This is a genomic window from Acinetobacter sp. Ac8 (assembly GCF_055392545.1).
In genome coordinates this window covers 4,464,516-4,487,330 of record NZ_AP043689.1, presented here as the reverse complement: position 1 = coordinate 4,487,330, position 22,815 = coordinate 4,464,516, and the positions used below count along the sequence as shown (strand labels likewise).

Genomic DNA, 22,815 nt, shown 5'->3' with positions numbered 1-22,815 from the left:
ATAGCTTCGGTGCTCAAGGTGGGCTTAATAGATTGGTCAGGTAGTTTTGTTTAAGTGTTAATTGTTCAATGACCAGTTGTTCTGAGTCATGATTATTTTTGAGTAATTCAATATCCGCAATCGTTTGAGACAACAAGGCTTGAAAATCATCTGCTTGTAATACATGTTGAGAGAGGGTAATTGCATCTGTCTTAAAATCATAATTTAGACTAATTTTTTGCAGGAGGTTTAATGCAAAAGGCGGACAAAGTAGCGCATCAATGAAAAGATAGCTGAATTTTAAGTTGGACAAGTGTAGTTGTTTTCGTTGAATAAAAATCCAAGTGATATTGATCAGGTTAATCGCATAAATGCTCAGGATTAAAATTGCTAAATATAGATAACTGCTTTTATAAATCAATGCAATAGGTAATAAAACCAGTGTTAACACTGTATTTAAATAAATCATCGGCTGCAACGGTTTTAAGATCTTTTGTAGATTTAGAATAGCCCTGCTCTCTGCTTCAGTAACTTGTTGGTGGTCTTGATGATGGGTCAGTTGCCAGCGAACTTTAAAGCATAAATAATGTGGGCAAAATGGCTGAGGAATAATCAGAAATTTTTTGAAGATGCTGACGTGATTGACCAGCATCTGTGACTTAAACTTTGCGGTAAAACCGTTGAGAAGATAAAATTCATTATAGAAACAAAGTTTAGCCGAATCATAGAGATAAAATCCGACTAGACCCAAAATAATAAGATAATCAAATGCGATCATTATTCTTTATTTCTTTTAAAAATCTTCCCGATAAAACCAATGCAAGCAGCAACGCCAACAAGGATAAACTTCCAAGTCGCTGCAAAGAAAGCAGCAATGACCGCCCAAAAACCTTTTTTAGTCGCAACAGCGGCAGCACCACCTACCACTAAAGCAGCGAGACCATATTCGGCTACTTTGTCGCCTGCTTGGAATTCGGTATAACGTTCGCCTGAGTTATATTGGAAGCCTTTGATGGAGTTTTTAAAGGCCTGAATATTTCTATCTAGATTTTCAGGATCCGATACCAAGGTTGCACTCATCACACCGGTACGCCCCAGAAGACGTACGGTATAGTTAATGGTTTCCATATTATCTTCACCACGGACTTTTAATGCCCATTCAAGATGTTTAGATACAGGATCATATTTTGGAGGGACAGCCCAACTGTCTGTATAAAGTTTATCAAGTCCTAAACGCACTCGTTCAGCATTGGCTGCTTCATCATAAGATTTTAATTCTTTTAACAATGCATCAGCATCAATTTTCTCATCATCTTTGACGTAGCCTGACGGTTCAAAGTCAAAGGTCGCCCACCATGAATCATCCTCTGCGACGAGTACATTGGTGCTACCAGAAGTGAGATTACCAGTAAGCTCTAAAAATTTATCTGAATTTGAAATATCAAGAAAACCATCACCTTTGATTGTGTTTAGGGTGGCGACATCAGCAAGATTTTCCTTTTTGGGTCCAATTTGCCAATTCAGTTTGGAATATGGGCTTTCTTGCTGGGTTTGTGTACTTTGGTCAGGTGTCGTGCTTTGTTCTGTTGTGGTCGTTTCCGCATAACTATAAACAGGTATGAGAGTACTCGTGCTTAAACTTAGACAAAGCAAAACGGCATGAGTAACAGGTTGAAGCTTTAAGTTAAATTGTTTTTTTAACATGGCGGTCTCATTTTCTAATTGGTTATGTCTCTGATTATTTGAATAGCTTCGTGTTGTTAAATTTAAAATCAATGATTTTTTCTTTAATATTGAATGCGTGAAGTTATTCTTAGTGCTTAGTTTTTCTAATATTATTTTATTTATTCAAGATTTTCAATGTCTGTATTTGAACGGATAGTCTACTCAGTAAAATATCCGTTCAATGGCTTAAATTACCAATGCTCACCAGGGAACAAACGCGCATATGCTCTTTGTACCAGATTTAATTTTTGTGGCTCACCTACAGATGCAGTCGAACTTGGGAACAAGTTAAAGCCAATTGACATTAATTTGTTATTGATTCCAGGTGCAATTGAATACGTAATAGAAGCTAAACGGCCTAAGTTTGTCGCAACTTTCTTCGGACGTTTCACAATCGCATAAGCCACTAAATCTGCTGCTTGTTCAGGTGAAAGTGTTGGTACATATTTATAAATTTTAGTCGGTGCAATCATTGGCGTGCGAACTAAAGGCATATAAACTGAAGTAATCGCAATTTTATGAGAATGTACTTCCGCAGATAAACAACGGCTAAATGCATCTAATGCTGCTTTTGATGCAACATAAGCAGAGAAGCGAGTTGCGTTTGCCAACACACCAATTGAACTGATATTGATAATTTGACCGTCTTTACGAACCATCATTTGCGGTAAAATATTCAAGACTAAACGAACTGCGCCAAAGTAATTCAGCTGCATCGTACGTTCAAAATCATGGAAACGATCAACAGATTCATGTACCGCGCGGCGAATCGAGCGACCTGCGTTATTGATCAAAATATCAATATGATCAACAGAAGCAATGATTTGTTTAGACACTTCATCAATAGCATCCATATCGTTTAGGTCGCAAGGGAAAATATCAGCCTGCCCACCTTCAGCCTGAATTTCAGCTTGAACTTCTTTCAATGTTTCTTCAGTACGAGATACTAAAAGTACATGCGCGCCTGCCGCTGCGAGCTTTTTTGCAACCGTTAAACCGATACCACTAGATGCACCTGTGATTAGTGCAATTTTACCTTGAACCTTTTTTTGAAAAAGTTGCTCTAATTTTTGATTCATAGCTATTTTCCTGATTCTACTGGCATAAATATATGCTGTATTTTTTTGTTTCGGGTGATTGGGTCTTTGTTTAAAAGATGATCACTTTTGTTGGAAGGCAATAATATACAAAAAAAATAAAAATACTAGTATTAAGTGACTGAATTTATAAAATATTTTTAGAGTAAATACTCTATTATATTTTTACTTATTTCGTGATTTTTACCATATAAAAATGAGTATTAAAAGCAAAAAATCAATCTTACTGTATAAAACATAACCAAATAAATTCACTTGAAAATTTGAATATATTTTTAAGTAAACAGAGTTGATTTCAACTCTGTTTATAGATGGATATATGTAATATTTTTATCATGATTTATGAAAAAGCAAGCTCATCATATGCTTTTTTTAATTGTTCTTTGGCGTGGGTATGACCTTGATGTGCAGCTTGTTCAAGCCACTTTTCTGCATGACTATAACTTCGGTCTAACCCAAGTTGTCCATTTAAGTAGCTGAGTCCCATTTTATACTGAGCTTCTTGATCTCCACGCAAAGCAGCTCTTAAATAGCACCACATCGCATTACGATTTGCGATTTCATCTAAACTTAGATTTTGATCTTCAAAATGATGTGCTTGCGCTTTTTCGAGAGCAGCTTCGGAAGCATTCTGTTCAAATGCTCGACGAGATGTTGAATCTCCTAAAAAACGGTTAAAAATATGTACCAACATATACAACCTCCTTGCTAATCCATTAACAAAGTAAAAGAGACTGCTAATCACAAAAAAATGATTAGATATAATTAATCTAGCTGATTTTTTACACTTTGCAAATAGTTAAATGTAATTTGTCAATTGCGATTTTTACACATTTGTTAAAAAATACATTATTTAACAAACCAACAATTTTTATTTAAATGATTAAATCACGCACTGTAATTTTATTACATTGAGAAAATTTGCTATATTTAGGTTGTTTTTTGATTTCGGATAGAATCTGTGAAACGCTCAAGTGTTTTCATCACAGTCTTGCTTAGTTTGTTTATGTTCCAAAGTCTTTGGAATGTAGCGGCAGCTTTTTGTGATCATGAAAGCACTACACTTCCATCGCAAAGCCTGATGAGTCAGCATTTTGGACACCATAATGCACCTGATTGTACTCAGGATCAGCAGCAGCATCCGCAGCTATTGGATGTGTATGGGATAGATAAACCGATTTCAGATCCGTCCGCATTCAAACAATTATCAGCACATCAACATGATGTGCGTTCCAGTGATTTCCTCAATCATATAAATGATGATCATCGTGACCATTTGCCTTCCTTTGCGCATTTTATTGTGGTTGATGATCAGCAACAAACAGCGCAGCCTAAGTTTGTAGGCTACCCTGAATCTCGCTTTATTGGCTGGAATAATTTGTACCAGTCACCTGATCTATATTTGCCTAATCCTCCGCCTCTCTCATCCCCGCTATAAGGTGGGGTAGCCAAAAAGATTGCCCACCGCTAATGGTTTAATTTAGTGGGGCATTTTTATGTCAAAAGAAATACGTAATTTAGTACAAAAGCCTGTATTTGGTTTTAGGCCGTCTTTGCTCAGTGCACTGATGTTGAGTGTGATCTCATCTCTTAGTTGGGCAGACAACACATCTCAAGCATTAACCTTACAACAGGCAATTGCAAAAACTGAGCAATATCAGCAAACGCAAAATGTCTGGCAAACGCAGCAGCAAATTGCAACAGCGAACATTAAACAAGCAAAACTGTGGACAAATCCAGAGTTATCCGTATCGCAAACGGGTTTTGGTTCCAATCAAGATCAAGAGCTTTCAATTGGTGTTTCTCAACGATTGGATATTTTTGGTGAACGTAAGTCAGCACAGAGGTTGGCACAACTTTCAAAAGATCAAAGTGACTTAAATCAGCGGATTTATCAGGCTCAACTTGAATTGGCTGTGAAATACCAATGGTCACAGCTGGCGATTTTTGAGTTAGAACGCAACGTGGTCCAAGAGCAGCTCAACGTCAGTGAAGAAAATCTGAATGCGATTCAGAAGCGCTATCAAGCGGGGAGTGTGGCTCAGGTTGATGTAGATCGTGCCAGACTGAGTCATGCAGAAAATGCTCGCTTATACCGTCAAGCCGATTTGCAGGTGCAAGTTGCCAAGCAGCAATTGTCCAATCTTTGGGGAGATGCTGATAAATCGATTCGTATCGGTTTAAATCCTCAATCTTTATGGCCGTCTTCGACACACCAACAGGTGCAAGAATATCTCGAAGACAATCTTTTTGAAAAATCACGTCAGTTACAGGTGTTGCAAGCAAAAGCAACAGTGGCGCAACTCAAAGCTTCGGCAAGGCCTAATCCAACTGTGAATTTAGGCGTGAATCGTACTCGATCACCTGAAACCTCGACTGACAATGCTTTAGTTGTGGGGGTTTCTATCCCATTGAATATTTTCAACCGCCAGCAATATGGTGTGCAAATTGCGCAAGCAAAGCAGGATTTACTCAGCAGACAACAGGAATTTTATCTCCGCCAAAATGCTTTGCAGGTGGGAACCTTGTTGACTGAATTGCAAGGACTGGAAGTACAGTTTAAAGCAGTCGATGAGTCTCAGATTCCGCTTGCAGCTCAGGTTCAACGTAAAACTTTGCAGGGGTTTACTGTCGGTAAATTTGCCGTTAACGATGTGCAACTCGCAACGTTACAGCTGCAAGAAGTGCGTTTGAGAAAAGTGCAATTATTGAAAGATGGCTGGCAACGTGCCATTGAAGCGGAAAGTCTGAGTCTCGGTATTGAACCAAGTCAAATCATGGCAAAAGACGCTTTAGCACAGATCAATCAGAGTTTATGGCAGGACACACAAGCTTTACCAATCGTGGGTGGGGGAAAATAATATGCTGAATCAATTTAAATCTTTTAAACTTCAGAAAGGCAAAATTTCTCAACGCCTACTGATCATCATTACTATTGTGATGACTGCTCTTATTGCTATGGGTTTGTTCTTTTTATCTAAAAAAGCAAGTAGCAAAGATGCTGGTGAAAATGAAGCTGGGCATGCTGAAGAAGGGCATTCACATGAAGAAAATGCTAAGGGAACCACCAAAGACGGTGCGGAAGAAGCGAAGCACAGTGAAGAAGAGGGTGGCGAGAAAGAGAATGCTGAAGCCATTAGCTTGACCGCGCAACAGATCACTGAACAAGGAATCAAACTTGCTAAAGTAGAGATGGGGACCGTTATAAAATCGGCTTCTTATCCTGCAAAAGTCATGGTCAATACCGATCGTCAAGCACATGTATCACCTGCATTTAGTGGGCAGGTGGTTGCCGTCAATGTTGAGTTGGGACAGCGTGTGCAAAAAGGGCAGGCATTGGCGACCTTGGTGGTGCCTGATTTGGTTGATCAGCAGGCAAATTTACAGGTTGCACAAACAAGCTTAGAACTGGCACGTCAGGATTATGAACGAGAGCGCCAGTTATGGTCACAAGGTATTTCTGCCAAGCAGGATTATCAACGGGCTTACAATGCTTACAAGCAAGCACAGATTCAGGTACAAGCCACCAGATCCCGTTTATCTGCTTTTGGTGCCTCATCAAGCAGTAATGGTCGCTATGTTCTCACAGCACCAATTGCAGGCATTATCAGTAAAAAAGACTTGGTCATGGGTGAAAATGTACAGCTGGCCAGCCAGTTATTTATCATTGATCAACTGGATCAGCTATGGCTTGAATTTATTGTACCAAGTTCTGAGTTTTCAGCGATTGCACCCAATCAGCAGGTTGAATTTAAGTCACTGCAAACGGGGAATACCTTTAAAGCACAGATTCAAAGTTTAAATAGTGAAGCTGATGTGCAGACTGGACGTTTACAAGTGCGTGCCAAAGTGCTGTCAAATGCAGCTGAATTGCGCCCGAATTTGATGGTCAATGTTCAGTTACAACAGCAAGGCACTGCTCAAGCATTGCGTGTACTGAAAAGTGCCATACAGAAAGTTGAAGGAAAGGATATTGTTTTCGTTTCCAGTGAGCATGACAAGAAAATCGAGTTTACTCCACAACCTGTTGTACTGGGTCATGTATCTGGTGATGGTCAGTGGATTGAAGTGAAGTCTGGTCTGACTCAAGGGCAGCAATATGCAGCTCAGGGCAGCTTCTTGCTGAAATCTGAATTAGAAAAAGGAGAGGCGAGCCATGGGCATTAATGATTCTTCTGATTCTAAGTTAGATCTCGATGCGGATTCAGCATTACCTCAACCTGAAGGATTATTTGATCGACTGATTCAATTTTCGATTAAAAATGCCATTTGGGTTATGCTGTTTATTGTGGCATGGATTGGCGTAGGGATTTACGGTTATCAAAAATTACCGATTGATGCTGTACCCGATATTACCAATACCCAAGTACAAGTGAATACCCAAGCGGCTGGTTTTACCGCATTAGAAGTTGAACAAAGGATTACCTATCCCATCGAAACTGCGATGGCAGGTTTACCTAAGCTAGAGTTGACCCGTTCTATTTCCCGTTATGGTTTATCGCAAGTGACCATTATTTTTAAAGATGGGACGGATATTTATTGGGCACGACAACAGATTAATCAACGCTTACAAGAAGCCCAAACCGAACTGCCAGATGATATTGCACCGACAATGTCCCCTGTATCGACAGGGTTGGGTGAGATTTATCAATGGGTGATCAAGGCTGAGCCGAATGCGAAAAAACCTGATGGTACACCCTATACCGCAATGGATTTACGTGAAATTCAGGACTGGATTGTACGACCACAGCTACAACGTGTTCCCGGCGTTGCAGAGGTCAACTCGATTGGTGGCTTTAATAAAACTTATGTGGTCACACCTGATTTAAATCGTTTGCAACAATTACAAATCCCTGTCAGTGATCTACAAAACGCTTTAACTGGAAATAATGAAAACCGTGGTGCTGGTTTTATTGAAACCAATGGGCAGCAATTGACAGTACGTGTTCCAGGAACCTTAAACAATATTGAAGATATTCAAAATGTAAGTATTGGCAATAAAAATGGTTTTCCGATTAGAGTTGCAGATGTAGCGACTGTTTCAATTGGACATGATCTACGTACAGGTGGTGCAACTTACAATGGCGAGGAAACTGTACTCGGTATCGCCATGATGATGATGGGTGAAAATAGCCGTACTGTGGCGAAATCAGTAGATGCAAAAATCAAGGAAGTCCAGCAATCTTTACCGAAAGGTATTGTGATCCAAACCGTATATGACCGGACAGCTTTGGTCGAACGTGCGATTAGTACAGTACAGAAGAACCTTGTAGAAGGGGCAATTCTAGTTATTGTTATTCTGTTCCTATTTCTTGGTAATTTCCGTGCAGCGTTAATTACTGCATGTGTGATTCCGTTATCGATGCTGTTTACTTTGGCGGGTATGGCTGAGCAGAAAATTAGTGCCAATCTGATGAGCTTAGGCGCACTGGATTTCGGGATCATTGTGGATGGTGCGGTTGTTATTGTTGAAAACTGTATTCGACGACTGGCAGAGGCACAGCATGCAAAAGGCAGATTACTCTCACGAGCAGAACGTTTTAAAGAAGTTTTTCTTGCGGCTAAACAGGCACGTCGCCCTTTAATCTTTGGTCAATTAATTATTCTGGTGGTGTACTTACCTATTTTTGCCCTGTCTGGTGTTGAAGCAAAACTCTTCCATCCGATGGCTATGACGGTGGTATTGGCACTGGTGGGCGCAATCATTCTTTCGGTTACTTTTGTCCCTGCTGCAGTGGCTTTATTTGTTAATGGTGAAGTTAAAGAAACAGAAAGTCGCTGGATGCTGTGGTTAAAGCAAAAATATGAAAAACTACTCAATTTAGCCTATAACTTTAGAATGTTAGTCGTCACCCTTGCGGTGAGTATTCTGTTTTTAACGGGCGTGCTTGCCACACAAATTGGCAGTGAATTTGCACCGACCTTGAGTGAGGGCGATTTTGCAGTGCAACAAATGCGTTCGCCAAGTACTGGTCTAGAGCAGTCTTTACGTATGCAGGAGAATACTGAAAAGTTATTGCTCAAAGCGTTTCCAGAAATCAAAGCCATATTTGCCCGTACAGGGACGGCAGAAGTGGCAACAGATGTCATGCCACCTAATATTTCCGATGCTGTGGTGCTGTTAAAGCCACGTGATGAATGGAAGAATCCAAAGCAAACCATTGATGAGCTACGTCAACGTATGATTGCATTTCTTGGTACATTACCCGGAAATAATAGTGAGTTTTCTCAACCGATTGAGCTGCGTTTCAACGAATTAATTTCTGGTGTGCGAAGTGATGTGGGGATCAAGATTTTTGGCGATGATATGGAGGTGTTGAATCAGCAAGCCACTAAGATTGCACAACAAATCAAAGGGATTACTGGCGCAACTGCCGTCAATGTGGAACAGACTTCCGGCCTACCACTTTTAAATGTTGAAGTGAACAAAGCAGCGGCAGCGCAATATGGTCTGTCGGTGAGGGCGATTCAAGACTTGGTGGCAACCAGTGTTGGTGGGCAGAATGTTGGGCAAATCCTACAAGGTGACCGCCGTTTCGATTTTGTGATTCGTCTGGATGATGCTCAACGTACACCTGAGCATCTGGCCGTTTTACCTATTCAAACGCCAAATGGAGGTCTAATCCAACTTCAGGATGTGGCTAAAGTTGAAAATATCCTCGGTATTAATCAGGTCAGTCGTGAAAATGGTAAACGTCGTGTGGTCGTGACTGCCAATGTCGAAGGGCGCGATTTGGGCTCATTTGTCACCGAATTACAATCGACTTTGGCGAAACAGGAAATGCCTGCGGGTTATTGGTTGAGTTATGGTGGACAGTTTGAAAACCTAACCTCTGCGAAGGCACGTATGCAGCTGGTCGTTCCGCTGGCACTGATAACTATTTTTGTGTTGTTGATGGCCGTTTTCCATAACTTTAAGGAAAGTTTGCTGGTGTTTACCGGTGTGCCATTTGCGCTGTGTGGCGGTTTGATTGCACTGTGGCTTCGCGGTATACCATTGTCGATGTCTGCAGGTGTGGGCTTTATCGCGCTCTCAGGTGTAGCGGTATTAAATGGTTTGGTAATGTTGACCTTTATTAAGGAATTACGTCAACAACTCGATGTTTATCAGGCCACATGGCAAGGTGCAATTTTACGTTTAAGACCCGTATTGATGACGGCTTGTGTGGCATCGTTAGGTTTTGTGCCGATGGCATTGGCTACAGGGACAGGTGCGGAAGTTCAGCGTCCACTGGCAACCGTGGTGATTGGCGGCATCATGTCATCCACCTTACTGACTTTGGTGATTTTACCGGTGATTTATCGTTGGATGAATGAACGTAAAGTTAAAGCACAAACGGATGGTTGATCGTTAATTTAAAAATAACCTCACCGTTCTTAGCCAAGAAGGGTGAGGTATTGAAACTATAGAGACAGTTTATTATTGGCTGACAGGCAATACACCTAAACTAATGATGGTGTAATTTTGATTTACAGGTTGAGATGTTTTGTTAAATGCTTCACTGACTTCAAGCAGATATTGCCCTGAATAAGGAAAAGTGACTGTTGCTGAACCATCTTGAGCAACCGGAACTTTTTGTGCTTGTTTATCGGTTTGCCCTTGAGCACGGATGAGTAGTTCAGCATTTTTGAGTGCTTGTCCTGATTTTTTAATCAAGATTTGTACAGGTTGCTGCGCAGTAATGCTGTTGGGATGGGTTTTAAATTCGACTTGTATTGCAGCATCAGTGTTGTTTTGAATAGGTGACGTTTTTTCTTTAGAAATATAGCTTTGGATTGACCATTCTCGGTTAATGGTGATCGGTACAGGCGGTTTATTAAAGTCAGCAGGAATCACATATTCGCGTTCAGCGATCTTACCTGCTTTCTCAGCAGGGACATCAAAAAGCATTTTCCATTCTTTATTATGTTGGACATATTTGAGTGGGAAAGATGCTTTACTGAACAGGTGATAGGTGCCTGCTTGTGGTAAGGCTAAGTCAAACACTGTAGCCGATTTTAAAGTGCTTGCAGCTTCAACTTGTAACTTGCTCTGATCTGGTTGAATCACATTGAGCGCGGTTTGTTTCATGGCATGTTCTGCATTCAGTGCTTCTTCAGCATAGGATGCAATCACTGGGATTTGTGTATTTGTGGTGTTATAGCCCAGAGGTGCAACATAGGGTTCATGTGCATAACTATAAGAGCAAAGAAGTACAGAAAGGTAGAGGTATTTTTTCATTGTCGATATTCCATTAACAGGGGTATTTTAACTGTGGAAAATATAGTCGCTATTATATAGAAGAAACTTTATTATTGATAATAATAATTATTATCAATAATAAATAGAAAAAATATTCAATATTTTGATAAAACAAAATCAGAGGTATCAACATGAGTGAACAACAAGGGCATGATCATAGTCATGCTGTCGTCACAGAAGGAAATGTAAAAAAACTAACCTTTGCATTGGCATTAACCAGTACCTTTCTAATTGTTGAAGTGATTGCGGGTTTCATGACGCAAAGCTTGGCTTTATTGTCCGATGCCGCACATATGTTTACTGATGCTGCAGCATTGGCAATTGCATTGGTTGCCATCAAAATTGGTAAATTACCCGCAGATGATAAACGGACCTTTGGCTATCAGCGTTTTGAAATTTTAGCAGCGTTGTTTAATGCCATGATGTTGTTTGTGGTTGCAATTTATATTCTCTATGAGGCGTATCAGCGCTTTAGCCAACCTCCTGAAATTCAGAGTGTTGGTATGATGGTTGTGGCGGTTATCGGGCTGGTGATTAACCTTATTTCAATGAAGATTTTATTCTCCAGTTCAAAAGAAAGTCTCAATATAAAAGGTGCTTATCTGGAAGTATTGAGTGATGCACTCGGTTCCGTGGGTGTGGTTATTGGGGGCGCAATTATTTATTTCACTGGCTGGATGTGGGTGGATACGATTATTGCTGTACTGATCGGCTTTTGGGTTTTACCACGAACATGGGTTTTGCTAAAACAAAGTATCAATATCTTACTGGAAGGTGTGCCTGAGGAAATTGATATTGAAAAATTACGTAATGATCTTTTATCGGTTGAAGGTGTGGAAAGTATTCATCAACTTAAGGTCTGGGCGATTACATCTAAAAATGTCCATCTGACAGTGCATTTATTTGCACCAGCAGCGGATCGGAATCAATTGTACCAACAGGTCATGGAAATGCTCAGTCATCAACATGGGATTACTGAGATGACGCTACAAATTGAAGATAATGCGTGTATGGTGCATTCATATGAATCAGATGGGCATGATCACAGTAATGCTGATGATGACACACATACAGATGAAGCAAAAAACCATTCACATTAAGGTGAATGGTTTGATTTGAACATCAGGCAAAGCTGAAGGATTAGATTTGCCATTCATGATTGCAGTCACGGCACTTCCAGCTTTTATTGGCTTGCATAAATGACTGCATTGAGATTTTAAAATCAGGCAGATCACGCCAAAACATTACCCCTGCAATCACAGCTGCAATGAAGACCACGACGGTTGCAATTTGCAATGTTTGACCTGCGCCGTTGCTGAAAATCCACATCACAATACTAATGACAACCAATAACAATAAAATAAACAGTAATGGAATCAAAAATACCAAGCTTTTTGGAACAACAGGGCGTACAGCAGGTGTATTCCCATGGGTAACAGGCAAGATTTTTCGACTTTGGCACTTTGGGCATTGGTATTGCATGGTGGCTCCACATTTATAATCTAAGCATATTCTAATCGTTCTATTTTAGAATGCAAAAAAGACTGAATAGCAGCTTAAAAGCAAAATTTAGGCAATAAAAAACCCAAGTCACTATGCTTGGGTTTTTTACAAAGATGTCGCCATCTTGAATATGGCGTCCCTACGGGGATTCGAACCCCGGTTACCGCCGTGAAAGGGCGATGTCCTAGGCCTCTAGACGATAGGGACAAGTGAGGCAACACAGGTAAAACATTTGGTGGAGTCAAGGAGGATCGAACTCCTGACCTCTACAATGCCATTGTAGCGCTCTACCAACTGAGCTATAACCCCCAGTCTGTGTGAGCGCAATATTAGGGATATTGCGCTCACACGTCAACAGAAAATTTAATTAAGCTTCATCAACTGCATCATTTTTCGGCAATTTGATGCTTTCGTTCAGTTTTTCCCAAACTTTTGCTTCTTTTTTGCTCGGACCACCCACAATTTCAAGTGCATGACGTAAACGGGCAAAGGTTAAATCAGGGCCAATGGTGACCATCGATTGCATCACAGGGGTCGATGATGTTGAACCAGCAATTGCGATAAAGAATGCTGGCATGAAATCACGGAGTTTGATTTCCATTTGATTCGCCAAATCCATCAAGGTTTGGCTTACAGTATCGTTGTTCCAAGTAAACAAGCTTTCTAAACGCCAAATTGCAAATTGCAAGCTTTGACGAACTTGCTCTTCAGTCAACTTTTTGCTGACAAATTGCTCTTTGGTCAATGTTGGGAATTGATTGAAGTAAAAACCAGCCCAATTTACCGCTTCAGACAGTAAGTTAATACGTGGTTGAATGGCCGCAGCAATATCTTCTAGGGTTTGGCGATCAGATTTCCAAGCCAAAAGTGTATTTAACAGTTCAGCAGGGCTGAGGGCTTTAATCCATTGTCCATTGAGCCAGTTTAGTTTTTCAACATCAAAAATTGGACCACCCAAAGACACACGCTGGATATCAAAATGTTCAATCATTTCAGCCAAAGAGAATTTTTCTCTTTCATCTGGCATTGACCAACCCATACGGCCTAAATAGTTCAGTAAGGCTTCAGGTAATACACCGATGTCTTTGTAGTAGTTGATTGAGGTTGGATTTTTACGTTTAGACAATTTTGACTTGTCTGGGTTACGTAACAATGGCATATGGCACAATGTTGGCATGTCCCAACCAAAATATTGGTAGAGCAACTGGTGTTTTGGTGCAGATGGAATCCATTCTTCACCACGAATCACATGGGTGATTTCCATTAAATGGTCATCGACTACATTGGCTAAATGATAAGTTGGCAAACCATCTGTTTTGAGTAGGATTTGCATGTCGACTTGTGCCCAAGGGATCTCCACTTCGCCACGAAGTAAGTCATTGAATTGGCAAACGCCTTCTTCAGGGACTTTCATACGGATCACATGAGCTTCACCCGCAGCCAAACGCTGTTGTACCTCTTCTGGGGAAAGTTTTAAGCCACGACCGTCATAACCAGGGGTTTCACCACGGGCTTGTTGTTCAGCACGCATTTGATCAAGCTCTTCCGCCGTTGCGAAACAGTAAAAGGCATGACCCTTTTCAACAAGTTCTAAAGCATATTGTTTATAGATTCCCATTCGCTCAGATTGGCGATAAGGAGCATGAGGTCCGCCGATATCAGGCCCTTCTGACCAATTTAAACCTAACCATCGTAGTGAATCTAAAATCATTTTTTCAGATTCAGGGGTTGAACGGAGTTGGTCGGTATCTTCAATACGAAGAATGAATTCGCCACCATGTTGTTGTGCAAAGCATAAATTAAACAAGGCGATATAGGCAGTGCCTACATGCGGAAAACCAGTTGGAGAGGGTGCAATACGAGTACGGACTTTCATAACTAAATATTATTCAGAATGTAAATTGAAACTATTATAACGAAAAAGCCCAACTGCTTAAGGGTTAATTCACCAATAAACGATTGGGCTTCTAAATTCTTTTGAGGAGCGTAGAATTTATTTTTCTAAATCAAATTTTTACAAAGTATGCGGTTGGAATAAAGCTTGTACAAAACAAGAAAATTTCTGATGTTGTTCAGCTAAAAAGTTTTGTGAGGCTGTGGTTTTAATCGACGTTAAAACTTTAAGCTGATCTTTATCTGAGATCAGTTTATTCTCGCCACGCTTTTGTTGATTGAGCGCTTTTTCAATCGGTGATTGTTTATCTACCACAACAATTAACGATTGTATTGGCTTGGTCGTATCTTTAATTGCAGCAGTATGGCCTGTCTGTGCCATCACTGCGAGTCCTAGACTTAAGCCCAAGATCTTTAAATAAGAATCATTCATTCCATCGGCTCCCCTTGATGGTCAAATTTTTGTTCTTGAACATGGTTATTGTAGCAAAACAACTTACAAAAAGCATAACTACGTCACATTTTTTAATAATACTACACAAAAAATGTTTAAAAAACAATCATTGAAACGAAATGTAATATTTTAATTGATAACACATAAATGTGGATGAATCGTGAAGAATTCAAGTTTAGGTTAAATTGTGTAAAAAATATACCAAATAATTTACATGAGTAATACACATTTTTAGATATCTTAAATTATGAATAAGATAGTTAAAATATTTATAAGTGATTGATTGTTAAATTGAAATAATAAAAATATAGTGCTTCTAAATCATTAAAAACCGAGAAAGAAATGAAAAAACTACTGCTTTTAAGTGCGATCAGTTTAATCGTCACGGGGAATGCTTATGCAGCGAAAGAATTTTTAAATGTATCTTACGATCCTACCCGTGAATTTTATCAGGAATATAACAAGAGTTTTGGTCAATTTTGGAAATCAAAAACAGGCCAAGATATTGAATTTAAGCAGTCTCATGGCGGTTCTGGTAAGCAAGCACGTTCAGTGGTAGATGGTTTACAAGCAGATGTGGTGACACTGGCTTTGGCCAATGATATTGATGAAATTGTCAATGCGGGTTTGATTGAAAAAGGCTGGCAAAAAGAATTTCCAAATAATTCTGCACCCTACACATCTACCGTTGTTTTTTTAGTGCGTAAGGGCAATCCCAAAGCAATTAAAGATTGGAATGATTTGGTAAAACCTGGGGTTGAAATTATCACACCAAACCCTAAAACAGGCGGTGCACCGCGCTGGATTTATTTATCAGCGTGGGGCTATGCATTAAAACAACCGGGTGGCAATGATGCAAAAGCGCGTGAATTAGTCAAACAAATATATAAAAATGTCAAAGTGTTAGATTCAGGCGCACGTGGCTCGCTCACAACATTTGCGGATCGCGGTATTGGCGATGTTTTGTTGTCTTGGGAAAATGAAGCAATTTTGGCGACGTCTGGTCCAGATAAAGACAAATATCAAATTATTTATCCATCCATTTCAATCCTAGCTGAGCCTTCAGTCGCAATCGTCGATAAAGTGGTTGATAAAGATGGTAATCGTAATTTAGCAAAAGGCTATTTAAATTATCTTTATTCACCAGTTGGGCAGGACTTGGCAGCAAAATATAATTTCCGTCCGCGTAATGCCAAAGCTGCAGCCAAATATTCGGCAAAATTTCCAAAAATTAAACTCTTTACCATAGATCAAGTTTTTGGCGGCTGGGCAAAAGCGCAAAAAACCCATTTTGCCAATGGAGGGATTTACGATCAATTTACGGCTGAAAAGTAATTTGAATCAAATACAAACAAGTCCTCTTTGATCAAAGGGGGCTTTTTTTAGCTTTATGCATTTGTGATAAAGAAATAAATAAAACAGACAAAATATAAACCACAGCGATCTTGAGCGCTTTCATCAATTAAAACCATAGGTTGATTTTTAATCTGTGCTAAGTTTGCGGGTATTTCGCTTTTTGATTGAAGTTTATTCGCTTATTTCATATATTTAGAATAATTTTAGCGATGTTAGCACTCATAATATGAAAACTAATTTTAAAGCACTGATGAGTGCTGTGGTTATTGCGACGGGATTAACTGTTGCAACGACAGCAAGTTATGCTGCTGACCGTGAATTTTTAAATGTGTCTTATGATGCAACGCGTGAGTTTTATGATGAGTTTAATAAATCATTTGGCGCTTACTGGAAATCTCGTACAGGTAAGACTGTTGATTTTAAACAATCGCATGGTGGTTCGGGAAAACAAGCGCGTGCCGTGGTTGATGGCTTAAAAGGTGATGTGGTGACCTTGGCTTTGGCCAATGATATCAACGAAATTGTGAAATCAGGCCAAATTAACCCAGGTTGGGAAAAAGAATTTCCAAATAACTCAGCACCGTATACGTCTACCGTTGTGTTTTTAGTACGTAAAGGTAATCCTAAAGGCATCAAGGATTGGACAGATTTGACCAAACCTGGTGTACAAATCATTACCCCTAACCCTAAAACAGGCGGTTTACCACGCTGGATCTATCTCTCAGCTTGGGGCTATGCACTTAAACAACCGGGTGGTAATGATGCTAAAGCACGTGAGTTTGTTTCTAAAATGTACCATAACGTAAAAGTTATGGATCCAGCTGCGCGTGCATCGATGACCACATTTGCTGAACGTGGGATTGGTGATGTTTTACTGACTTGGGAAAATGAAGCCATGGTGAGTAAGAAAGCATCTGGCAATAAGTTTGATATAGTCTATCCATCGATGTCAATTTTGACTGAACCGTCAGTGGCAATTGTTGATAAAACAGTAGAGAAGAATGGCAATAAATGGTTAGCAACGGGTTATATTAACTATTTGTATTCTCCAATAGGTCAAGATATGGCAGCACGTCATTTCTATCGCCCGCGCAATGCAAAAATCTTAGCTAAATATTCCAATCAATTTCCTGAACTGAAAGCTTTTACCATTGATGAAGTCTTTGGTGGTTGGGCAAAAGCACAGCAAACTCACTTTGCCAATGGCGGTGTTTTTGATCAGATTTATAATAGCAAGCGCTAAGCATCCACTATTTTGATTGAATCAACCTCCTTTTTTAGGAGGTTTTTTCATTCTGTTATGAATCAGTTAGACTAATATTAAAGTAAACAAAAAATTGAGACGATGGATATTACGCTAAGACTTGCCACTGAAGATGATATTGAGGTTATTTTTGAAATACGAACATCAGTCAAAGAAAACCATTTGTCAAAACAACAACTGACTGAACTGGGTATCACTGAGTCAGTAATATTGGATTTAATTCAAAATACTTCGACTGTCTGGCTTGCTGAGCTGCAGCATCAAGTGTGTGGTTTTTCGATCGCAGATTTAACTGAGGGCAGCGTATTTGCCATGTTTGTCCACCCTGATTTTGAAGCCAAAGGTGTCGGAACTGCGCTTTTGAAAAAAGCAGAAGATTTATTATTTGAATCTTTTCAAGAAATTTGCTTGGAAACCGATCAAAAAAGTCGTGCTTTTGAATTTTATCTCCGACAAGGTTGGCGTGTTTCAGCGTATTTTGACAATGGTGATGTAAAAATGCTCAAGACACGATAACGCTTTGTCGCAGGATGGATGCGCTATTTTTTGTACTGAACTTTTATAAAAAGCACTTTAAAACGGTTTTCTCTATAAAAAGTAATATTTCCCTACAAAAAGTCGTTTGGAGCTTTGGCAAAACAAGGTAATAATGTGCAGTTACTTTTTTTGCTTAAACTGAAATCATAATTATGTCTCATATTTCTGTATTACTACATGAAACTGTCGATGCTTTACTTGCAGATCGCAATACAGGAATTTACGTGGATGGGACATTTGGACGTGGTGGACACACCCGTTTATTGTTGTCTAAATTAGATGAGCATTCAAAAGTTTATGCTTTTGATAAAGACCCACAAGCGTTAGAAGTGGCATATCAGTTAGAAAAAGAAGATCCTCGTTTTAAAATTATTCATGCCAGTTTTGCAGATTTACAACAAGAATTAAATCAATTAGATATTTATCAAGTCGATGGGATTATGGCAGATTTAGGGGTGTCATCACCACAGCTAGATCAAGCAGACCGTGGTTTTAGTTTTATGAAAGATGGACCACTTGATATGCGTATGGATAATTCTCAAGGACAAACAGCCGCAGATTGGCTAGTGGATGTAGACGAAGAACATTTGGCCAATGTAATTTTTCAATATGGTGAGGAACGTTATAGTCGTCGTATTGCACGTGCGATTAAGCAAGCAGGTTATATTGAAACCACTGGAAAATTAGCGGAAATTGTGAAAGTTGCGCATCCTAAGTGGGAAAAGAATAAACATGCTGCGACACGGACATTCCAAGCTATTCGTATTGAAATTAATAAAGAACTCGATGACGTACATACCTTTTTACCTCAAGCCGTAGATTTGTTAAAATCAAATGCACGTTTGGCCGTCATTAGTTTCCATTCACTTGAAGACCGAATTATTAAACAATTTATTCAAAAAGAATCAACGTTGCCAGAAGATGATGGCTGGGGATTACCGCAAAAAGTACAAGATACTCGTCGACTGAAAAAAGTTGACAGAGTCCGTGCCAGTGAGGAAGAAGTCAAAGCCAATCCTCGCTCACGTAGTGCTTGGCTTCGAGTTGCAGAACGCTTAGAACAAAAAGGCGCAGAATGAAACAAGAAATTATAGAAGAATCAAGTCATAAGCTGGCAATAAAAAAAGCGATTGTTTATGGCGTATTGGTTGTTGCAGTGTTGATCAGTGCCTTTATGGTGGTGTTGCAAGTCTTTGCTTATCGTCATGATTTTCGTGATTTAAATAGTTATATGCGTGAACGTGAAGATATCAATGCAGAATGGGGACGTTTGCTCATTGAACAACAAACATTTGGTGCAACTGCGCAAATAGGAACACGTGCCGTAACACAATTGAGAATGTATTCACCGCCAGCTGCGCAAACAGTTGTCATTTCATTACCAACTGAATCAGAGCAGAAGAAGTAAGGCATCTGTATGGCAGATAAGCAAACTAAACCGACTCGGCAGCCACGTAAAAAGCAGCCTTCCATTACCCAGAAAAGTACTGTATCGATAGATATGTGGCGCTTCTATTTAATGTGGGGCGTGGTGCTTTTATGTTTTGTCGGCTTGGTCGGACGTGCATTTTATGTGCAAGTGATTAATAAAGACTTTTTACAAAATAAAGCCAATGCCAACATTCTACGTTCTGAAACATTAAAAGCCATGCGTGGTGTGATTAGTGATCGTCATGGCGTGCCTTTGGCAATCAGTTCTCCAATCATGAAAGTGGTGATTGATCCACGTGAATATTTTGAGACTAAAAAACAGTTTGATACCATCACGGCTGAATTACAGAAGACACCCAACAGTCGTAAACTTAAACGCCAATTGCCTGATGAAAATTTAAATTTAGATGAATTGGCAGATGCGGTCGGTCTTGATCGTGCAGACTTAAAAAAACGTTTAAATGAACGTCCACGTTCTCGTTATTTGGTACTTAAAAAAGAAGTTCCGCCACCACAAGCAGATTTTATTACCCAGCATAAATTTGCTGGCGTTTATGCCGAGAAAACCTATAAACGTTATTATCCTCAGCCACAGCCCAATGCGCAAATTATTGGTCTCACCAATAGTGAAGGGACGGGGATTGAAGGTTTAGAGATGCAGTTAAACTCACGTCTGGCTGGTGAAGATGGTGAGCAAAAGATTTCTCGTGATAAACATGGTAACCGTATTACCACCCCTGAAGTTGTAAAAGAAGTGAAAGCAGGGGAGAATATCACCTTAAGTATTGACTCACGTTTGCAATATATTATGTATCGTGAGTTGACTGCGGTGGGTGTTGCCAATAATGCACGTTCTGCTTCTGCAATTGCTGTGGATGTAAAAACGGGCGAAATTCTGGCTATGGCGAGTTGGCCTTCTTATAATCCCAACGATAAAAATGGCTTAAGTAATAAAGATGCCATGCGTAACCGTGGTGCAATTGACATGTTTGAACCTGGTTCAACCATGAAACCTTTTACCATTGCAGCGGGTTTGGAAAGTGGCAAATATACCCCAAACTCGGTGATTAGTACCAGCCCAGGTTCGATGCGTTTAGGTTCCCATACCATTCGTGATACGCATAACTATGGTTCGTTGACCGTTACTGGTGTGATCATTAAATCCTCGAACGTCGGTTCGGCAAAAATTGCTTTGTCTTTACCAAAAGAAACCTTGCCAAGCTTCTTTAGAAAGGTTGGTTTTGGACAGCGTTCGGCGGTTAAATTCCCAGGTGAGAGTGGAGGTTTAGTGCTTCCACCTGAAAAGTTAAATTCTTCGCAAATTGGTACAATGGCTTATGGCTATGGTCTAAATGCTACGATTTTACAGTTGGCGCAAGGCTATGCAATGTTGGCCAATCATGGTGTGGAATATCCTTTAAGTCTCTATAAATTAAATGATCAGCCCAAAGGTAAACAGGTTTTAGCACCTAAAATTGCTGATGAAGTTTTGTTGATGTTAGAGCAAGTTACGATGCCTGGTGGTACTGCAAAACAAGCCAATATTCCCGGTTATCGCGTGGGTGGTAAAACAGGTACAGCACACAAGTTGCGCCCTGACCATAGAGGTTATTCCAATACTGAATACCGTGCTTTATTTGCCGGTGTGGCGCCGATTAGTGATCCTCGTTTGGCGGTTATTGTTGTAGTCGAAAATCCGCGTGGACAATACTATGGTGGTTTGGTCGCCGCTCCAGTGTTTGCTCGAATTATGCAAGAATCTTTACGTTTAATGAATGTGCCTTTAGATAAACCTCTTGAAACGGCTAAGGCCAAGCCATAGGTAAACTATAATGATTAATTTTCAAGATATTTATAAAGTTGATAATACAAAGGCTTGGATGTCTGAGTCATTTAATGGCTTTTCTCTAGATAGTCGTTATGTGCAACAAGGGCAAATTTTTATTGCTTTGACCAGTTATTCGCAACCAGAAAAAACCGCACAATTTGCTCAAATCGCTTTAGACAAAGGCGCATTGGCCATTATTAGTGAAACAGATTTAGGCTTTGAATCTGCATTGATCTGCCCAGATGTGCGTCAGTTGATGGGGCAATGGCAAAAACAATATTTACAAGCAACATCTCCTGTAAAAGCTGCGCGAATTCTTGCAGTCACAGGAACCAATGGTAAAACCACAATTTCACGCCTCGTTGCTGAATTACTGGCATTACAAAATAAAAAATGTGCAGTGATGGGAACTACGGGCAACGGGATTCTGCCAAACCTAGAAGCGTCTTCACATACCACTTTAGATGCGTTGCATTTACAAAATCTTCTGCATGATTTTGCTATGCAAGGTGCTGAATTCGCTTCAATTGAGGCAAGCTCGCATGGTTTGGAACAAGGTCGTTTAAATGGTTGTGATATTGAGATTGCTGCATATAGTAATCTAAGTCGAGATCATTTGGATTATCACGGTACGCTTGAAGCCTATGCTGAAGCGAAAGCGTTGCTGTTTAAATTTGCTGCGTTAAAAGTTGCAGTGATTAACATAGACGATGCGCATGCAGATCTAATGATGAATGCGGCAAGTAGTAATCTGTCTCATCCGAAAGTATTGACTTATTCAACCTCTAAAGCGGCTGATTACCAAGTATTTGGAATTAAATATAGCCTAGATGGGGCAACATTCCATCTCAAAACAGCCAAAGCTGAATTTACCGTGAATAGCCCATTGCTTGGGCATTTTAATATTGAAAATTTGGTGGCCAGTTTAATTGTTGCTGAACAAGCAGGTTTTGATTTAAAACAACTGATCGCAACCGTACCTAATTTGAAAGGTGCACCTGGACGTATGCAGGTGATTCGTGATCAGGATCGTCTGTTTGTGGTGGATTATGCACATACTCCAGACGCTTTAACTCAGGTTTTAAAAACCTTGAAACGCCATGTTGAAAATCAGCTTTGGGCTGTCTTTGGTTGTGGTGGTGATCGAGATCGCGGTAAACGCCCATTGATGACCAAAGCAGCTTTGGAACAAGCCAATCCCGTGATGATCACATCAGATAATCCACGTACAGAAAATCCTGAGCAAATTTTTGCCGATATGAAGCATGAAATTGATTTTAGCCAGCATGAGGTTCACGAAATTCGTGATCGCCGTGAAGCAATCAAATATGCAGTAAAGCATGCCCAATCAGGTGATATTGTTGTGATTGCCGGAAAAGGGCATGAAAATTATCAAGAAATTGATGGTGTTCGTCATTGGTTTGACGATGTCGTTGAAGTGCAATCGGCAATAGATGCACAACACCATAAACCCAATTCAGCTTATCCAGCTCATTAGGAATAAGA

20 protein-coding genes and 2 tRNA genes are annotated in these 22,815 nt (G+C 39.9%); 12 read left to right on the top strand and 10 right to left on the bottom strand.

What is annotated here, in order from left to right; translation table 11 throughout:
* Positions 1–13: 13 nt before the first annotated feature.
* The 4 genes from ACZ5QH_RS21285 to ACZ5QH_RS21270 all read right to left on the bottom strand — a co-directional run bounded on the left by ACZ5QH_RS21285 (position 14) and on the right by ACZ5QH_RS21270 (position 3,495).
* Complete coding sequence (locus tag ACZ5QH_RS21285) at positions 14–757, bottom strand: hypothetical protein (protein ID WP_303576607.1); 744 nt, start codon at positions 755–757, stop codon at positions 14–16.
* Positions 757–1,683 carry a DUF2167 domain-containing protein gene (locus tag ACZ5QH_RS21280; RefSeq protein ID WP_151801843.1) on the bottom strand — a complete coding sequence of 309 codons (927 nt, stop codon included), beginning with the start codon at positions 1,681–1,683 and terminating at the stop codon, positions 757–759. The genes ACZ5QH_RS21285 and ACZ5QH_RS21280 overlap by 1 nt, the downstream gene beginning before the upstream one ends.
* Positions 1,684–1,895: 212 nt before the next feature.
* Positions 1,896–2,783, bottom strand: a complete 888-nt coding sequence (locus ACZ5QH_RS21275; RefSeq protein ID WP_004725376.1) for an SDR family NAD(P)-dependent oxidoreductase — start codon at positions 2,781–2,783, stop codon at positions 1,896–1,898.
* Positions 2,784–3,141: 358 nt separating this feature from the next.
* Positions 3,142–3,495 (bottom strand): SEL1-like repeat protein, encoded by a 354-nt coding sequence (locus ACZ5QH_RS21270; RefSeq protein ID WP_004816626.1) that lies wholly within the window; start codon positions 3,493–3,495, stop codon positions 3,142–3,144.
* Positions 3,496–3,762: 267 nt separating this feature from the next.
* On the opposite strand from ACZ5QH_RS21270, the gene ACZ5QH_RS21265 reads away from it, so the two are divergent.
* From ACZ5QH_RS21265 to ACZ5QH_RS21250, 4 genes are read left to right on the top strand one after another with little or no spacing between them, the layout of a single operon-like run.
* Positions 3,763–4,239, top strand: coding sequence for a cation transporter (locus ACZ5QH_RS21265; protein ID WP_303576608.1), 477 nt, complete (start codon positions 3,763–3,765; stop codon positions 4,237–4,239).
* 58 nt (positions 4,240–4,297) lie between these two features.
* Entirely contained in the window at positions 4,298–5,662 is a 1,365-nt protein-coding gene (locus tag ACZ5QH_RS21260) for a TolC family protein (RefSeq protein WP_303576609.1), read from the top strand.
* Between the two features lies 1 nt (position 5,663).
* Positions 5,664–6,968 (top strand): efflux RND transporter periplasmic adaptor subunit, encoded by a 1,305-nt coding sequence (locus ACZ5QH_RS21255; RefSeq protein ID WP_303576610.1) that lies wholly within the window; start codon positions 5,664–5,666, stop codon positions 6,966–6,968.
* A complete protein-coding gene (locus tag ACZ5QH_RS21250; protein ID WP_303576611.1) occupies positions 6,958–10,149 on the top strand; it encodes an efflux RND transporter permease subunit in 3,192 nt (1,063 codons plus the stop codon). Before ACZ5QH_RS21255 ends, ACZ5QH_RS21250 begins: the two co-directional genes overlap by 11 nt.
* Positions 10,150–10,221: 72 nt before the next feature.
* Here the strand turns inward: ACZ5QH_RS21250 and ACZ5QH_RS21245 are convergent, their stop codons facing one another.
* On the bottom strand, positions 10,222–11,022 hold the full coding sequence (locus tag ACZ5QH_RS21245) for a DUF4198 domain-containing protein (RefSeq protein WP_303576612.1): 801 nt from the start codon (positions 11,020–11,022) through the stop codon (positions 10,222–10,224).
* 152 nt (positions 11,023–11,174) lie between these two features.
* Between ACZ5QH_RS21245 and ACZ5QH_RS21240 the strand changes: the two genes are divergently transcribed.
* On the top strand, positions 11,175–12,143 hold the full coding sequence (locus tag ACZ5QH_RS21240) for a cation diffusion facilitator family transporter (RefSeq protein ID WP_303576613.1): 969 nt from the start codon (positions 11,175–11,177) through the stop codon (positions 12,141–12,143).
* Positions 12,144–12,183: 40 nt separating this feature from the next.
* Here ACZ5QH_RS21240 and ACZ5QH_RS21235 read toward each other — a convergent pair whose 3' ends face one another.
* The 5 genes from ACZ5QH_RS21235 to ACZ5QH_RS21215 all read right to left on the bottom strand — a co-directional run bounded on the left by ACZ5QH_RS21235 (position 12,184) and on the right by ACZ5QH_RS21215 (position 14,872).
* The gene (locus ACZ5QH_RS21235) at positions 12,184–12,525 is read right to left on the bottom strand and encodes a hypothetical protein (protein WP_004725393.1); all 342 of its coding nucleotides are present in this window, start codon (positions 12,523–12,525) and stop codon (positions 12,184–12,186) included.
* A 152-nt stretch (positions 12,526–12,677) separates the two neighbouring features.
* Positions 12,678–12,753 (bottom strand) — tRNA-Glu (locus ACZ5QH_RS21230).
* A gap of 26 nt (positions 12,754–12,779) precedes the next feature.
* Positions 12,780–12,855 (bottom strand) — tRNA-Ala (locus ACZ5QH_RS21225).
* Positions 12,856–12,913: 58 nt separating this feature from the next.
* On the bottom strand, positions 12,914–14,422 hold the full coding sequence (gene gltX / locus ACZ5QH_RS21220; protein ID WP_209827843.1) for a glutamate--tRNA ligase: 1,509 nt from the start codon (positions 14,420–14,422) through the stop codon (positions 12,914–12,916).
* 138 nt (positions 14,423–14,560) lie between these two features.
* On the bottom strand, positions 14,561–14,872 hold the full coding sequence (locus ACZ5QH_RS21215) for a hypothetical protein (protein ID WP_004725398.1): 312 nt from the start codon (positions 14,870–14,872) through the stop codon (positions 14,561–14,563).
* A gap of 363 nt (positions 14,873–15,235) precedes the next feature.
* Between ACZ5QH_RS21215 and ACZ5QH_RS21210 the strand changes: the two genes are divergently transcribed.
* The 7 genes from ACZ5QH_RS21210 to ACZ5QH_RS21180 all read left to right on the top strand — a co-directional run bounded on the left by ACZ5QH_RS21210 (position 15,236) and on the right by ACZ5QH_RS21180 (position 22,807).
* Positions 15,236–16,228: a sulfate ABC transporter substrate-binding protein gene (locus ACZ5QH_RS21210; protein WP_004816641.1), complete on the top strand. Its 993-nt coding sequence runs from the start codon at positions 15,236–15,238 to the stop codon at positions 16,226–16,228.
* A 247-nt stretch (positions 16,229–16,475) separates the two neighbouring features.
* A complete protein-coding gene (locus tag ACZ5QH_RS21205) occupies positions 16,476–17,492 on the top strand; it encodes a sulfate ABC transporter substrate-binding protein (RefSeq protein WP_303576614.1) in 1,017 nt (338 codons plus the stop codon).
* A gap of 102 nt (positions 17,493–17,594) precedes the next feature.
* Complete coding sequence (locus tag ACZ5QH_RS21200; RefSeq protein WP_303576615.1) at positions 17,595–18,029, top strand: GNAT family N-acetyltransferase; 435 nt, start codon at positions 17,595–17,597, stop codon at positions 18,027–18,029.
* Between the two features lie 173 nt (positions 18,030–18,202).
* Entirely contained in the window at positions 18,203–19,129 is a 927-nt protein-coding gene (gene rsmH, locus ACZ5QH_RS21195) for a 16S rRNA (cytosine(1402)-N(4))-methyltransferase RsmH (protein ID WP_270383312.1), read from the top strand.
* Complete coding sequence (gene ftsL / locus ACZ5QH_RS21190; RefSeq protein WP_004725407.1) at positions 19,126–19,458, top strand: cell division protein FtsL; 333 nt, start codon at positions 19,126–19,128, stop codon at positions 19,456–19,458. The genes rsmH and ftsL overlap by 4 nt, the downstream gene beginning before the upstream one ends.
* A 9-nt stretch (positions 19,459–19,467) precedes the next feature.
* Positions 19,468–21,303 (top strand): penicillin-binding protein PBP3, encoded by a 1,836-nt coding sequence (ftsI, locus tag ACZ5QH_RS21185; protein ID WP_004816649.1) that lies wholly within the window; start codon positions 19,468–19,470, stop codon positions 21,301–21,303.
* Positions 21,304–21,310: 7 nt separating this feature from the next.
* Positions 21,311–22,807 carry a UDP-N-acetylmuramoyl-L-alanyl-D-glutamate--2,6-diaminopimelate ligase gene (locus ACZ5QH_RS21180; RefSeq protein WP_303576668.1) on the top strand — a complete coding sequence of 499 codons (1,497 nt, stop codon included), beginning with the start codon at positions 21,311–21,313 and terminating at the stop codon, positions 22,805–22,807.
* The last annotated feature ends 8 nt before the right edge of the window (positions 22,808–22,815 follow it).